General features: G+C 63.9%; 14 protein-coding genes. 4 read left to right on the top strand and 10 right to left on the bottom strand.

The window, feature by feature from the left end; translation table 11 throughout:
• Nucleotide 1: 1 nt before the first annotated feature.
• From fliL to fliF, 7 genes are all read right to left on the bottom strand, one after another.
• Nucleotides 2–553 (bottom strand): flagellar basal body-associated protein FliL, encoded by a 552-nt coding sequence (gene fliL, locus QMB55_RS01120; protein ID WP_497586816.1) that lies wholly within the window; start codon nt 551–553, stop codon nt 2–4.
• Nucleotides 554–601: 48 nt separating this feature from the next.
• On the bottom strand, nt 602–1,525 hold the full coding sequence (locus QMB55_RS01115; protein WP_497586945.1) for a flagellar hook-length control protein FliK: 924 nt from the start codon (nt 1,523–1,525) through the stop codon (nt 602–604).
• Between the two features lie 239 nt (nt 1,526–1,764).
• Complete coding sequence (fliJ, locus tag QMB55_RS01110) at nt 1,765–2,205, bottom strand: flagellar export protein FliJ (protein ID WP_497586815.1); 441 nt, start codon at nt 2,203–2,205, stop codon at nt 1,765–1,767.
• Between the two features lie 44 nt (nt 2,206–2,249).
• Nucleotides 2,250–3,668, bottom strand: coding sequence for a flagellar protein export ATPase FliI (gene fliI, locus QMB55_RS01105; RefSeq protein ID WP_497586814.1), 1,419 nt, complete (start codon nt 3,666–3,668; stop codon nt 2,250–2,252).
• 8 nt (nt 3,669–3,676) lie between these two features.
• Nucleotides 3,677–4,381: a flagellar assembly protein FliH gene (locus QMB55_RS01100; RefSeq protein ID WP_497586813.1), complete on the bottom strand. Its 705-nt coding sequence runs from the start codon at nt 4,379–4,381 to the stop codon at nt 3,677–3,679.
• 18 nt (nt 4,382–4,399) lie between these two features.
• Entirely contained in the window at nt 4,400–5,398 is a 999-nt protein-coding gene (gene fliG / locus QMB55_RS01095) for a flagellar motor switch protein FliG (protein ID WP_497586812.1), read from the bottom strand.
• Nucleotides 5,388–7,076, bottom strand: a complete 1,689-nt coding sequence (fliF, locus tag QMB55_RS01090) for a flagellar basal-body MS-ring/collar protein FliF (RefSeq protein WP_497586811.1) — start codon at nt 7,074–7,076, stop codon at nt 5,388–5,390. Before fliF ends, fliG begins: the two co-directional genes overlap by 11 nt.
• A gap of 175 nt (nt 7,077–7,251) precedes the next feature.
• Between fliF and QMB55_RS01085 the strand changes: the two genes are divergently transcribed.
• The 4 genes from QMB55_RS01085 (at nt 7,252) to QMB55_RS01070 (ending at nt 11,169) form a co-directional block, all read left to right on the top strand.
• Complete coding sequence (locus tag QMB55_RS01085; protein WP_497586810.1) at nt 7,252–8,445, top strand: sensor histidine kinase; 1,194 nt, start codon at nt 7,252–7,254, stop codon at nt 8,443–8,445.
• Complete coding sequence (locus QMB55_RS01080) at nt 8,442–9,791, top strand: sigma-54-dependent transcriptional regulator (RefSeq protein ID WP_497586809.1); 1,350 nt, start codon at nt 8,442–8,444, stop codon at nt 9,789–9,791. Before QMB55_RS01085 ends, QMB55_RS01080 begins: the two co-directional genes overlap by 4 nt.
• A gap of 80 nt (nt 9,792–9,871) precedes the next feature.
• The gene (gene fliE, locus QMB55_RS01075; RefSeq protein WP_497586808.1) at nt 9,872–10,192 is read left to right on the top strand and encodes a flagellar hook-basal body complex protein FliE; all 321 of its coding nucleotides are present in this window, start codon (nt 9,872–9,874) and stop codon (nt 10,190–10,192) included.
• A 212-nt stretch (nt 10,193–10,404) separates the two neighbouring features.
• Nucleotides 10,405–11,169 (top strand): FkbM family methyltransferase, encoded by a 765-nt coding sequence (locus QMB55_RS01070; RefSeq protein WP_497586807.1) that lies wholly within the window; start codon nt 10,405–10,407, stop codon nt 11,167–11,169.
• A gap of 17 nt (nt 11,170–11,186) precedes the next feature.
• Here the strand turns inward: QMB55_RS01070 and QMB55_RS01065 are convergent, their stop codons facing one another.
• The 3 genes from QMB55_RS01065 to cobA all read right to left on the bottom strand — a co-directional run bounded on the left by QMB55_RS01065 (nt 11,187) and on the right by cobA (nt 13,535).
• Entirely contained in the window at nt 11,187–11,990 is an 804-nt protein-coding gene (locus QMB55_RS01065) for a flagellar brake protein (protein WP_497586806.1), read from the bottom strand.
• A gap of 220 nt (nt 11,991–12,210) precedes the next feature.
• Nucleotides 12,211–12,516 carry a hypothetical protein gene (locus QMB55_RS01060; protein WP_497586805.1) on the bottom strand — a complete coding sequence of 102 codons (306 nt, stop codon included), beginning with the start codon at nt 12,514–12,516 and terminating at the stop codon, nt 12,211–12,213.
• Nucleotides 12,517–12,773: 257 nt separating this feature from the next.
• Complete coding sequence (gene cobA, locus QMB55_RS01055) at nt 12,774–13,535, bottom strand: uroporphyrinogen-III C-methyltransferase (RefSeq protein ID WP_497586804.1); 762 nt, start codon at nt 13,533–13,535, stop codon at nt 12,774–12,776.
• Nucleotides 13,536–13,620: the final 85 nt, after the last annotated feature.

The following is a 13,620-nucleotide window of genomic DNA, read 5'->3' as shown; positions in this document are numbered from 1 at the left end:
TCTACTGGATGATGAAGGAAGTAAACAGGATGTCCTTGACCGGGCCTTCGCCGGGTTTCGCCGACGGTTCGAGGATCTTGTTGATCAGGTTGCGGATGTCGGCGGCAAGGCCTTCCTTGCCTTCGCGCGTCAGCAACTCGGATGCTTTCTTGCCCGAAAGTAGGAGCATCACGTTGTTGCGAATCTTGGGCGTGTACATCTTGATCCGGTCGCCGACATGCACGTCGGCGACTTCGACCGAAAGGATCAGTTGCAGGTACTGTCCTGCGCTGTCGGGCGACTCGGGGGCGAGGTTGACGGTGAAAGTGTCGAGGGCGACGTAGACCGGTGCTGTTTCCTTAGCGTCCTTCTTTTTCGTGTCCTTGGCTTTCTGGGTCGCGACTTCGCCATCCTCGTGTTCTTCGTCGGCGTTCTTCTTCATCAGCAGGAAGGCGCCAGCGCCGCCAGCGATGAGCAGCACCACGAGCACAGCGGCGATGATGATCAGCAGTTTTTTGCTCTTTTTGGGCGGAGCGGCTTCGCCGCCCTCGGCCGCTTTGGCATCCTTGGCCATTGACAACCCTCTCTATGACAGTCTGTTCTGGTGTTTCCGTGCAAAGACTCAGGCAAAAATGTCGACCAGGCTGCTGCCGCGGACGCTGAGCGTGCTCCGGGGCGCGACGGTCGATGCCGCGTCGGCGCCTAGTATAGCCGGCTCGCCCCGCCATTGCCCGTCGCCACGTGCTTGTCCTTCACCGTTCGCCCCCGAATTCGCCTGACGGAACGATTCGGCGCTGACGTTGGCCTGACCGAGTTCGATGCCCGCACCGGCCAGCATCTCGCGCAGTTTGGGCAGAGCGCTTTCGATGCTCTGGCGCACATCCGCATTGGCCGAGACGAAGCTTGCCGTCGCGCTTCCCTTATCAATGTTCAATGAGATTTCTATCGGCCCCATTTGCGGCGGGTTGAGGGTTAGTTCAGCCGATTGTTTGCCATTGCCCGCCAGCCAGACGATTTTTTGGCCGAAGTCCTGGTTCCAGTTGGCATCGCGGACCGGGGTCTGCACCGCGAGTGTGGCTTCGTGGCGAAGGGGGGACGTCTGTGCCGTGGTCTGGGCGTGCAGCGGCAGGGCGGGGGTGTTGGCCGAAGTTTCTGAGGCAGCCTGGAACTGCGGCAGGCGATCACTGGCGTGGGCCAGGGTTTCGGCAAATTTTGCCGGTGACTTATCGTTGCCTGCAGCGGCAAGCGGGATGGCTTCGCCGTCAGTCTTACTGGCGGCAGCATCAGTTTCCAGGGGAGGCTGGCCCGCATCGTGTGTCGTCGTAGCGGGCGTCGAGAGTCCCTGGGCGAGGCCCGGCAAAGCGTCGCCTGATGCCGGTACCGGCGCTGAGGGCGGCGTGATGCGCGTTTCGACGGGTGGGACGAGCGCGAGCGCCGCCATGAGCTGGGCTGCGCTGGCTTCGGCGGAGTCGCTTGCGCTGAGCGTGACACCGTCGCTTCCCGGTGGCGCCTGATCCGCGGTCGATTCGTTTCCCGTGCCGGCCACCAAGGCTTGTGGCGTCGTGCCCGCAGCCAATTGGCCGAGCAGGAGGCTGGCGAAATCGCCGCCCACAGCGCTTGCGCCGTCGCCGCCAGGATCGGCGTTCGTTCCGGCGGTTTGGGGCGCGGGTTTTGCGGCGGGCGTGAGCAGGGTTATGGCCATGGCGGTGTACGAAAAAACGGTCCGGGCTCTTCTGAGCAAGCTCTGTGCCAGTTCCTGCGCGACCGCTGTCGCGCGGGTCCGATTCAGCTGTCCTCGCGGCGTCGTCGGGCGGCGATCTCGTCTTGCTGTTTCTGCTCGCTTTTTTGCTCGCGCAGCGCCTCACTGCGGGCGTGGCGTTCGGCCAGGGTGTCGAAGGCCCGCAGCTTCTTGCGCTGTTCCTGCCAGTTCCTCTGGCCGAGCGCGGTGTGGCGCTCGTGCTGAGCCACGGCTTGCGCCTGCAGTTCGATGGCTTCGTCGAGACGGTTAAGGAATTCCTGGAAATTATGCCACTCGCGCTGGCCGATGCCGTTCTGGGCCGCACTACGGAAGCGATGGGCGTAGTCGTCGCGGTAGTTGCGCAGCAGGTCGAGCTTGGTCTTCGCGTCGCGCTCGCTGGCGATCAAACGGGCCAATTGGAGGGTTGCCTCGTCGCTGCGCACTTGCATCAGTTCGAGGACGGTTTGCAGGGAAAACGGCTTGGTCATGGCGCGAAAAGCGGCCGGCAAGGCCCGGAACGGCGTTCTTCAGTCTAGCGTGAGCCGGCGAAAAGGGTGTACAGGTTTTCCAGGCTGCTACCGTAGTCGGCGCGGATGCCCAGCGACTGCTGCAGGAAGCGTTCGAACGCCGGGTAAAGCCGGATCGCTTCGTCGAGCGCTGGGTCGGAACCGCTGGCGTAGGCGCCGACGTTGATCAGGTCACGCGAGCGTTGGTAACGCGAGTAGAGCTGCTTGAAGCGGCGGATCTGCTCGAAATGGTCGGGGGTGATGAGGTTTACCATGGCGCGCGAGATCGACTGCTCGATGTCGATCGCCGGGTAGTGGCCGGCGTCGGCAAGTGCCCGCGTGAGCACGATGTGGCCGTCGAGAATGGCGCGTGCCGCGTCGGCGATCGGGTCTTGCTGGTCGTCCCCTTCCGCGAGCACGGTGTAGAACGCGGTGATCGAGCCGCCGCCCTCGGGACCGTTGCCGGCGCGTTCGACCAACTGCGGCAGGCGGGCGAAGACCGACGGCGGATAACCACGGGTGACCGGCGGTTCGCCGATGGCCAGGGCGATTTCGCGCTGCGCCATGGCGTAGCGGGTGAGCGAGTCCATGATCAGCAGGACGTGCCGTCCCTGGTCGCGGAAATGCTCGGCGATCGCCGTGGCGTAGGCGGCGCCCTGCAGCCGCATCAAAGGGCTGACGTCGGCCGGTGCGGCGACGACGACGGCGCGCTTGAGTCCTTCCTCGCCGAGGATCTGTTCGATGAACTCCTTGACCTCACGTCCGCGTTCGCCGATCAGCCCGACGACGATGATTTCGGCCGAGGTGTAGCGGGCCATCATCCCCAGCAAAACGCTCTTGCCAACGCCCGAGCCGGCGAAGAGGCCCATGCGCTGGCCGCGACCGACGGTGAGCAAGGCGTTGATGGCGCGCACGCCGACGTCGAGCGAATGATCGATCGGTGCGCGCGCCATTGGATTGAAGGGGCGGCCCTGCAAGGGGCGCAAACTTTCCGCCTGTAAGGGGCCGTGCCGGTCGAGCGGCCGACCGGCGCCGTCGACGACGCGTCCGAGCAGGGAAGGGCCGACGGGGAGCAGCTTGGCACGATCGACCGCGCGCCGGCGGGCTTGGCGCGGCTGGCCGATGCGCGGCGGTTGGGCGGGCGGATCGATGGCCACCACGCGGGCGCCGGGCGAAAGACCGTAGACGTCTTCCGAGGGCATCAGGAACAGGCGTTCGCCGTTGAAGCCGACAACCTCGGCCTCGATCGGCGAGCCGCCGTGCGGCAGGATGCGGCAGGAGCTGCCGAGCGGCAGTTTGAGGCCGGCGGCCTCCATGACGAGGCCGTTGATGCGCGTCAGGTGCCCGCTGGGAAGCAAGGGATTGGCCTGGGCAGCAGCTTCACGGCAGCCTTCGAGCAGGGCTCGCCAGGCGGCGTGGTGCGGGTTCGCGGGCGTGTCGCTCATGCCCGTCCTCAGGGCTTTTCGGCCTGCCCGGCCAGCCATTCGGTGCTGATCCCCATGGCCTCGATCACGCGCCGCCAGCGGGTCTCGACGGTCGCGTCGACCTCGCTGGCGCCCATCTCGACTCGGCAGCCGCCGCGCGTCAGCCCAGCGTCCTCGATGATGCGCCAGTTGTTGTGGGTCAGTTGCTCGCCGATTTTCTGGCGCACAAGGCGGGCATCATCCGGGTGTAGAAAGAGCGCCGGGTGGCCGTTGAGGACGTTGGGGCTGGCGACTGCCTCGCGGACCACCGGCAGGATCATCTCGGGCTTGATCTGCAGGGTCTGACGGACGACTTGGTGGGCGATTTCGGTGGCGGTGGCCAGCAGCTGCTCGGCGATCTGCTGGTCGACGTCCTTGAGCGCTGCGGGCAGGTGGGTGAGAAGCGCCGACATCTGGTCAGCGAGGGCCCGTGCGGCCGCCTGACCTTCGGAAAAGCCGGCGTCGAAGCCCTGTTGGTGGGCTTCCTGGTGGATGCGTTCGATGTCGGCTGCGGTGGGTAAGGCGAGGGCGGAAACGCTTTCCGCATCGGGGGCGTCCGGCGCGTCCGGCGGCGTTTCCGGCGTGCTCTCGGCGGCCTTGGCGGCGCGTGCGGCGGCCTGCTCGGCCTCGTCGAAGGCGGCGACCTCCCAGCGTTGGTAGGCGGTGAGCTTTTCCTTGGGCAGGAAACCGGTCATGGCGGAAGCCTGCGTCGCTTAGACCATCTGCTCGCCGCCGGCGCCGCCGAGGACGATCTGACCTTCGTCGGCCAGACGGCGGACGATCTTGAGGATTTCCTTCTGTTCGGCCTCGACTTCCGAGAGACGCACCGGGCCACGCGATTCGAGGTCTTCGCGCAACATTTCGGCGGCACGTTGCGACATGTTTTTGAAGATCTTTTCGCGCAAGGGCTCGGAGGCGCCCTTCATGGCCAGGATCAGCGAGTCGGACTGAATTTCGCGCAGCAGGAGCTGGATCGCGCGGTCCTCGAGGTCGAGCAGGTTTTCGAAGACGAACATCTCGTCGAGGATCTTCTGGGCGAGGTCGGGATCGTATTCGCGGATCGCGTCGACCACCGTCGTCTCGTTCGCGGTGCCCATGAAGTTGAGGATCTCGGCCACCGCGCGTACGCCGCCCATGGCCGATTTCTTGATGTTGGCCGAGCCCGAAAGCAGGCGCAGCATGACGTCGTTGAGTTCCTTGAGTGCCTCGGGCTGGATACCTTCAAGGGTGGCGATGCGCAGCACCACGTCGTTGCGCAGGCGCTCGGAGAAATGGTTGAGGATGTCGCTGGCGTGGTCGTGTTCCAGATGCACGAGGATGGTGGCGATGATCTGCGGATGCTCGTTGCGGATCAGGTCGGCGACCGTCGGCGCGTCCATCCACTTCAAGCCTTCGATGCCGTTGGTGTCGCCACCCTGCAGGATGCGCGAGATCAGGTTGGCCGCCTTGTCGTCGCCGAGCGCCTTGGTCAGCACCGAGCGCACGTAAGCGTCGCTGTCGATGTGCACGGCCGCCGATTCGGTTGCCGTGCGTTGAAAATCGGCGAGCACTTCCTCGACCTTGGCCCGGGGAACGGTCTTCATGCTGGCCATGGCGTGGCCGAGCTTCTGGACTTCCTTCGGCCCGAGGTGTTTGAGGACTTCGGAGGCGTAGTCCTCGCCCAGGGCGATGAGCAGGATGGCGCTCTTCTCGATGCCGTCGTCAGCTGGCATTGGCGCCCGTCCAGTCCTTGATGATGTTGGCGACGACCTTGGGATCCTGCTGCGCCATGTCGCGCGCCTGCGTGATCCTTTGCTCGAAGCTGTTTACCGCCTTTTGTTCTGCGGGCGCCCCTTCCTCGTCGACGATGTCGACGTTGCTTCCGAGCTTCTGTCGCGCTTGCGGCGGCGGCTCGAGCATGGTCTTGACGAGCGGCAGGACGATCTTGAGCATCAGGTAGGCGAGGATGCCGGCGATTGCCGCGTACTTGAACAGTTCCTTGGCCAGGGCCAGAATTTCGGGGTCCTTCCACAGCGGGATGTCGACGGTGCTCGATTCGATCGCGGTGAAAGGCGCGTTGGCGACCGAGACGGTGTCGCCGCGTTCCTTGTTGTAGCCCATCGCCTCGCGCACGAGGTCGTTGATCTGCTTGATGTCGGCATCGGGCAGCGGCTTGACGGCGCCCTTGGCATCCTTGCGATGGTTGATCACCACTGCTGCCGAGAGGCGCTTGACTGCACCGACCGACTGCTTGGTGTGGCGGATGGTCTTGTCGACCTCGTAGTTGATCGTCGAATCCTTGCGCGTGTTGATCGGTTGCGCAACGCTGTTGATCGAGGCCTGCACGCCGGCGGCGTTGAGCTGGCCCGGGACCGGCTGTCCAGGTGCTGCAGGCGGAGCTCCCGCGCCGGCCACCGGCGGCTGGGTCAGCGGGGCCGTGGCGGGAACCGGCGGCTGGTTGGTCAACGCGCCCGGGACGCCTTGGGCCGAGGGCGTGGTGCTCGCCGATTCGCTGGTCTGCTGGCTACGGATGCTGACCTCAGGCGGTGTGGCGTTCGGGCGGTGCGTTTCTGCGGTCTGTTCGCTTTGCGAGAAATCGACGTCGGCAGCAACCTGGACGCGGGCGTTACCCTTGCCGACGATGGGTTCGAGAATGGCTTCGATGCGCTTGATGGCGCTCGATTCGATCTCCTGCACGTAGCGCAGCTGGATCGGGTCGAGTCCGGCTTCGGTGAGCTTGCTCTTCAGTTGAGAGAGCATCGCACCGCTCTGGTCGATCAGCGTCACGCTCGCGGTGGCGAGGTTGGGGACGCTGGCCGCAACGAGGTTCTGAATGCCGGCAATCTGCGACGGCTCAAGCGAACGCCCGGGGTAGAGGTTGAGCAGCACCGAGGCCGAGGGTTTGAGCTCCTCGCGCACGAAGACAGTGGGCTTGGGAATCGCAAGGTGAACCCGCGCCGCCTGCACCGCGCCGATCGACTGGATGGTGCGCGCCAACTCGCCTTCAAGGCCGCGCTGGTAATTGATTTGTTCAGCGAACTGGCTAATCCCGAATTTCTGGTTTTCGAGCAGTTCGAAGCCGACGCCGCCGCTCTTGGGCAGGCCTTGCGACGCCAGGCGCAGGCGGACTTCATGCACCTTGCTGCCGGGGATCAGGATGGCGCCGCCGCTGTCATTGAACTTGTACGGCACGTTCATCTGGTCGAGCGCGGCGATGATGGCGCCGCCGTCGCGTTCGCCGATGTTGGAAAAAAGGATGCGGTAGTCGGCCTGCTTGAGCCAGGTGCTGGCGGCGACGCCGATGGCGATGATCGCCGCGATGGCGACCATGAGCAGGATCTTCTGCTGGTTGGTGAGGCGCGAGAGGGCGTAGCGCAGACGATCGCCGAGATTGTCCGCGCCAGTTGCCATGCTTTCGGTTCCGGTTGCCGCCATGCCTGCGCCAGTAAAAGTACAACGTCAATGAAACTTGGTCTTCGCTCGCTTTCCTGCTGCGGTGAACATCGCGTCGAATCAAGCAGGAAGCGAAAAGTGCTAAGAATTATTCTACTATTGTAGCTGTGAATTGCATGGGATTATCCAACGAATGAGCGAGGCGCCGCAAACATCGGCCAACGAGAGCAAAGCGGAAGAGTTGCAACGCGCCTTTGCCGTTTTCAATCAGGTTTCGCACGAACTGACGCAGGCCTACATGGCTTTGCAGGCGCGTGTCGAATCCCTGACCTCCGAACTGGCCGTTGCCAACGGCGAGTTGCGCCGTCAATATCAGGAAAAAGAAGCGCTGTCCGAGCGCCTCTCGCTGCTGCTCAACGCTTTGCCGGCGGGGGTCGTGGTTCTCGATAGCGCGGCCCGGGTCGGCGAGGCCAATCCTGCAGCACGACAGATGTTCGGCGACACCGTGCTCGGCGGCGAGTGGTCGCGGGTTCAGGCCGAACTGATCGCCACCGAGGCGCCGGACGAATGGCTGCTGGGCGCGCGCCGCGTGTCGATCGCCGAGAGTCCGCTTGATTCGGCCGGCGGCAGGTTGCTGCTGGTGCATGACATCACCGCCGCCCATGCCCTGAAAGCCAATGCAGAACGCAATCAGCGCCTGGCTGCGATGGGCGAAATGGCAGCCTCGCTGGCGCATCAGCTCCGCACGCCTTTGGCGACCGCCTTGCTTTACAGTGCCAACCTGGCGCAACCGGACCTTTCGGAAACAGCGCGGACGCGCTTTGCCGGCAAGGCCGCCGAGCAACTCCGGCGGCTCGAACGCTTGATCCAGGACGTTCTGCTCTTCACCCGCGGAGAAAGCCTCGGGCGCGATCGGATCGAACTGCGCAGCTTGCTTGACGAGGCGGCGCAGACCATTGCGCCCCTGTGTGCCGAACGCGGCGTGCGTTTCGTCCCGACGCTGGAGGTCGGCGACTTTATAATGACGGGCAGCCGCAAGGCGCTGGCCGGGGCTTTGATCAACCTGCTCGAGAACGCCTTGCAAGCCTGTGAGGCTAGCCCTCCCGGTGACGGGCAAGTAACGCTCGCCGCGCAGGTCGATCAGGGGCTGGTGAGCGTGAGCGTCCGGGATTCAGGGGTGGGCATGAGTGCCGAAACCCAGGCCCGGATCTTCGAGCCCTTCTTCACCACACGCGGGCAGGGCACTGGCCTGGGGTTGGCGATTGCGCTTGGCGTGGCGCGCGCGCATGGCGGGCGCATCAGCGTCCAGTCACGGCCCGGGGCCGGTTCGGAATTCATCCTGGCGTTGCCCGTGGCGTCGCCGGGGACCACATTGGACGCAACATGACGCAAAGCTTACCGATCCTGGTCGTCGAAGACGACCCCAACTTGCGCGAGGCCGTTTGCGACACCCTTGAGCTTGCCGGGCACGCGGTGCTCTCCGCCGATGGCGGCGTAGCGGCGCTCGAGGTGCTCTCCGCGCACGCCGTGGCTCTGGTGGTGAGCGATGTGCGCATGCTGCCGATGGACGGAATCGCGCTGCTCAAGGAAATTCGCAAGCGTTATCCGCACCTGCCCGTGGTGTTGATGACGGCTTTCGCCGACGTCGATCGCGCGGTCGAGGCGATGCGTTCCGGGGCGTGCGACTTTTTGCTCAAACCCTTCGAGCCGCAGGCCTTACTCGAACACGTGACGCGCTACCGTTTGCCCGAAGCGCTCGACGCCGAAGGTGTGGTGGCCGAGGATGCGGCGAGCCGCCAGCTCTTTGCGCTGGCGATGCGCGTGGCGCAGACCGATACGACGGTGCTGCTGACAGGAGAAAGCGGCGTTGGTAAAGAAGTCGTCGCGCGCTACATCCACAATCATTCGGCGCGCCGCGCCGGGCCTTTCGTGGCGATCAACTGTGCGGCGATTCCCGACAGCCTGCTCGAGGCCACCCTGTTCGGCTACGAAAAAGGCGCGTTTACCGGCGCGCAACAGGCGCAGGCCGGAAAATTCGAACAGGCGCAGAACGGCACCCTGCTGCTCGACGAAGTGACCGAGATGCCACTGGCGCTACAGGCCAAGCTGTTGCGCGTCCTGCAGGAGCGCGAGGTCGAGCGGGTGGGAGGAAAGAAACCGGTGCCGCTCGACATCCGCATCATCGCCACCTCCAACCGCGACATGGCCGATGCCGTGGCGCGCGGTGTTTTGCGCGAGGACGTGTATTACCGGCTCAATGTTTTCCCCTTGTTGATTCCGGCGCTGCGCCAGCGGGTGGGCGACATCGTGCCTCTGGCGCGCCATTTTCTTGCCGAGCACGGAGGGCGCTCCGGTCGGGCAGGGTTGCGCCTTTCCCGTGACGCGGAGACGGCGCTGTGCCGCCATGTCTGGCCGGGCAACGTGCGCGAGTTGGAGAACGTCATGCAGCGGGCGGTGATCCTGGCCGCCAGCGACAGCGTTGAAACCGGCGATCTGCACCTGGTTTCGGCCGGCGTTCCGGCGGCACCGCTCAGCGTTCCGACAACTCCGGTCGAGGTGCCGGCTCAGGCACGCAGTGACAACATCCGAGATCTGGAACGCGAGCACATCCTCGAAACGCTGGCCGCTGCAGGCGGTTCGCGCAAACTTGCCGGTGAGCGACTGGGGATGTCGGAACGAACTTTGCGGCATAAACTCAAACAGTACCGCGAAGCCGGTTTGTTCGAAGGCTGAACCCGTTGCCTGGGGCGTGGATGTCGCGTAACTTGGCCTGATTCTTGCTGAAGGTTAGGCAAGAGAATGTGGAGAGGCAGATGGATACCAAAGGAATTGATCAGATGTTGAGCGTCCTGCGCGCGACCGCGGCACAGGCCAGCGGCCGTCCGGCCGAGGCGCCGACAGCGGCGGGTGGGGTTGATTTTGCCCAAGTGCTGCAGAATTCGATCGATCAGGTTAGCCAGACGCAGCGGCAAGCGGAAAACATGGCGGCAAAATTTGCCGCCGGTGACAGCGATGCCAACCTGCACGAGGTGATGATCTCGCTGCAGAAAGCCAACCTCTCGTTCCAGGAAATGGTCCAGGTGCGCAACAAACTGGTCACGGCTTACAACGACATGATGAACATGCAGGTCTGAGCGCGGTGTCGCTCGATCACGGGTTGGAGAACGATGGCGCCGGAAGGCGCCATCGTCATTTGCAGGTTTGGTTTTGCCGCTAACGATCGCACCGGATCTCGGTGTGCGCCAGAACTCAGGAGGTTGGGGTGGGGGAACACAGCTTTTCCGGACTGCAAACCTTACGTTGCGATGACCTGCTCAGCGTCGTTCGAGGGCGGCACGGATGGTTTTTGGCCAACCGTCACGACGCTTACATCGGTGCCGCCCTGCTCATGTACGGCGAGTACAGCGAGCTTGAATGGCATCTGCTCGAACGTATGGTTTTCTCCGACAAGGATGTCATCGAAGTCGGGGCCAATATCGGCACGCATTCGGTTCCTCTGGCGAGGAAGCTGAGCGAGATCGGGCGGCGTCTCTTGGTCGTCGAACCGCAACCGGTCATCTTCCAGAGCCTGTGTGCCAACCTGGCGCTGAACGGGCTGCTCAACGTGAGCGCCGAGAACGTGGCCTGCAGTGATGCACCGGGCCAGTTGCGCTTCGTTGAACCGGATTACCGCCAGCCGGCGAATTTCGGCGGGGTGGCGATGCTGGAAGCGGCCGAGGCCGGACGTGTAGTTCGCTGCGTGCGTCTGGACGACATTGTTCCGGCCGAGTTCGACGTCGGGCTGATCAAGATCGACGTCGAGGGCTTTGAACAGAAAGTGATCACTGGCGCCGAGAAGACGATCAGGCGCTGTCGCCCCTTCCTTTACCTTGAGAACGACCGTCTCGAGAAGTCCAGAGCCTTGATCGAAGCGCTTTGGGCGCTGGATTACGCGCTGTGGTGGCACCGCCCGTCGTTATTCAATCCGAACAATTACGCTGGTGTAGCCGAAAATGTTTACGGGGCCGTGCGCTCGCTCAACATGCTTGCCATTCCGCGGGAGATTCCTGCCGAAATCGGAGGCCTGACGCCGGTCGTCGACGCGGCGTTCCATCCCTTGGGCAGCGCCTGAGGTTGGCCTGGCCGCGCTTAGGCAAGACCCGAAAGCCGCGCCTTACGCTCGCGCTCAATGCGTGAGATGTAACGTTGCACCATGCTCAGGCGCGCTGGCGGAACGGCGACGAACTCACAGCCGACGCGGACGAAGCGTGCTCCGCTGCGCGTTGCGACATCGAACATGTTGCGTACGCACAGGGTCGCCACCAGCAATCCCTCTTCAGGCAGCATCATCCGGCAGTCGTCGAGTTGATCGCCGCGTTGGAATAGCTGCGCCTGTTCGGGCTGAACCATCAGGCCGACGCCACCGCCACTGATGTCGAGCAAGGGCAACTCGATGGCCGCGAGGCTACCGTCGTGCAGGCGCAGGTGAGTGGTCATGCGGATCGGCTGGGCAATCGGCGTGGACAAGCGGAAATACTCGCGCCGCTGCAGGCGGAGCAGGGAGGCGGGCAATTCGCCGATAAAGGCCGCGCGTCCTTCATGCACCGCGGAGGTCAGGCGGCTGAGGCTAAATTGAATCTTGACCTTGTCGAGGACCGTGGTGAGGATCAGCCGATCGGCGCGTAGCGCGCGCGCGTTCATTTCCTCGTTGCTGCCGATGTCGAGGATGAAGCTGCGCAGATCGGGCGAGAGCGCGAGCATCGAGGTGAGCAGGAAGGACTGTCCCTGGTCGAAATGCACGGTGATCATCGCGCCTTTGTGGATCAGCAGGCGCAGAATGGACAGAATCTCGACGCGCGAATGCAGCAGATATTTGCTGTAGACGTCGGCCTGCTCCAGCTCGAAGCCGTGGGGTAAATCATCTGCAGCGGGCATGGCGTCGATGTCGGGCATGTTCTGATCGTGTCTTGCGGCAAAAGGCCGGAAGAGTGTAGCAGTGGCTGGAATGACGCGCCACTATGCCGGCGGCGAAATGCAGTGGTTGCCCGACGAAGGCCGAAATGACGAAGGCACCGGTCACGGACCGAGGCCTTCTAGGCTCTGGTGGGCCGTCCGGATAGACACCCAAGCGGATTCGTTTCTCCTCGCCGCCAAAGCGATATTTCATGCGCCACTACTTACCTCCACTCGGCGAGATTTCGAGGTAAGGGCCGCCTCCATCGAAAAGCTCCTGTGTCTTTGCGCTGGGCCTTACGTTAAGGTAGATCACCAGTTCTTCCCGTCCGGCGTTCAGGGGGGTCTGCAGTCGATGCGCCGTATGGCTGCCGTCCTGGACCGTGTCGCGCTTGCGCCAGCGTCGGATCGTCTCGCGCGTAACGTTGAATTGCCGCGCTGGTTCGTAGTCGCTGCCGGTGGCTTTCTGGATCGCCGCGCGGATCGCAGGCGTGGTCGTGGCGTTCTGGTGCAAGGAAATCAACATGAGGTCCCGTGATGACTCCATTCTGTCATGATCGCCGTGCGAACTTTACGCCCCATTAGGAGCGGATGCTTGGATTTTAGAATGTATTCGTCCGGGACCCAGTAGGTAGCCAGTGCCGCACTTCGAATTATAGTGTTTTCAATGCTTTTGGCATTGGCCCTGGTCGAGCAAGATTTAAAAAGCCGGCAACGAAAGTTGCCGGCTTTTTTGTTTTTTACCTTGGCCGCGTGTGACGCGGAGGGCCGGAGTCGTATCCGTCAGGGATACCACGCCAATTGCTGCTGCAACTGGACGACGCTGCCGACGATGATCAGCGCCGGGGAGGCGATGTGTTCGGCAGCGACACGTTGCGCCAGTGTGGCGAGGTCGCCGACGACGACGCGTTGCGCGGCGCGGGTGCCGTTTTCGACGGCTGCGGCCGGGTGTTCGGGCGGCAGGCCGTGGGCGATCATCTGGCGGCAGATTTCGGCGCAGCCGCCCACGCCCATGTAGAAGACGACCGTCTGTGCCGGGCGCGCCAGCGCCGGCCAGTCGAGGTTGACCGTACCGTCCTTGAGGTGGCCGGTGGCGAAGACGACGGTCTGCGCGTGGTCGCGGTGGGTCAGCGGGATGCCGGCGTAGGCGGCGCAGCCTGCGGCCGCGGTGACGCCGGGGACGATTTCGAAGGGGATGCCGTGTGCGGCAAGGGTTTCGATCTCCTCGCCGCCGCGGCCGAAGATGAAGGGGTCGCCGCCTTTAAGGCGGACGACGTGTTTGCCGGCGCGCGCCAGTTCGACGAGCAGGAGATTGAGTTCGTCTTGCGGCAGGGTGTGGTTCGAGGCTTTTTTTCCGGCGCAGATGCGTTCGCATCCGGGGCGGGCGAGTGCCAAGGCGTCGTCGGCGATCAGGTGGTCGTAAACGATTGCGTCGGCGTCGGCGATCAGGCGCGCGGCGCGCAGGGTCAGCAGGTCGTGGGCACCGGGGCCGCTGCCGACGAGGTAAACCTTGCCCGACGGGGCAGGAGAGGATTCGTTGTCCATCGTATTGAATGCGCAAGCAGGAGGCATAAGGATACGGGGCTGCGAGGGCGGCTACAAGCGGCTTGCGGCCGGGTGGACGGGCGCA

The organism is Propionivibrio sp. (assembly GCF_041441355.1).
Taxonomy (GTDB): domain Bacteria; phylum Pseudomonadota; class Gammaproteobacteria; order Burkholderiales; family Rhodocyclaceae; genus Propionivibrio.
This window is presented reverse-complemented; position numbering and strand designations above follow the sequence as displayed.

Excerpts from the sequence above, each read along its gene's own strand:
- fliL (WP_497586816.1), bottom strand. The coding sequence starts at position 553 with ATGGCCAAGGATGCCAAAGCGGCCGAGGGCGGCGAAGCCGCTCCGCCC.
- fliJ (WP_497586815.1), bottom strand. The coding sequence starts at position 2,205 with ATGACCAAGCCGTTTTCCCTGCAAACCGTCCTCGAACTGATGCAAGTG.
- fliI (WP_497586814.1), bottom strand. The coding sequence starts at position 3,668 with ATGAGCGACACGCCCGCGAACCCGCACCACGCCGCCTGGCGAGCCCTG.
- QMB55_RS01100 (WP_497586813.1), bottom strand. The coding sequence starts at position 4,381 with ATGACCGGTTTCCTGCCCAAGGAAAAGCTCACCGCCTACCAACGCTGG.
- fliG (WP_497586812.1), bottom strand. The coding sequence starts at position 5,398 with ATGCCAGCTGACGACGGCATCGAGAAGAGCGCCATCCTGCTCATCGCC.
- fliF (WP_497586811.1), bottom strand. The coding sequence starts at position 7,076 with ATGGCAACTGGCGCGGACAATCTCGGCGATCGTCTGCGCTACGCCCTC.
- QMB55_RS01085 (WP_497586810.1), top strand. The coding sequence starts at position 7,252 with ATGAGCGAGGCGCCGCAAACATCGGCCAACGAGAGCAAAGCGGAAGAG.
- QMB55_RS01080 (WP_497586809.1), top strand. The coding sequence starts at position 8,442 with ATGACGCAAAGCTTACCGATCCTGGTCGTCGAAGACGACCCCAACTTG.
- fliE (WP_497586808.1), top strand. The coding sequence starts at position 9,872 with ATGGATACCAAAGGAATTGATCAGATGTTGAGCGTCCTGCGCGCGACC.
- QMB55_RS01065 (WP_497586806.1), bottom strand. The coding sequence starts at position 11,990 with ATGCCCGACATCGACGCCATGCCCGCTGCAGATGATTTACCCCACGGC.
- QMB55_RS01060 (WP_497586805.1), bottom strand. The coding sequence starts at position 12,516 with ATGTTGATTTCCTTGCACCAGAACGCCACGACCACGCCTGCGATCCGC.
- cobA (WP_497586804.1), bottom strand. The coding sequence starts at position 13,535 with ATGGACAACGAATCCTCTCCTGCCCCGTCGGGCAAGGTTTACCTCGTC.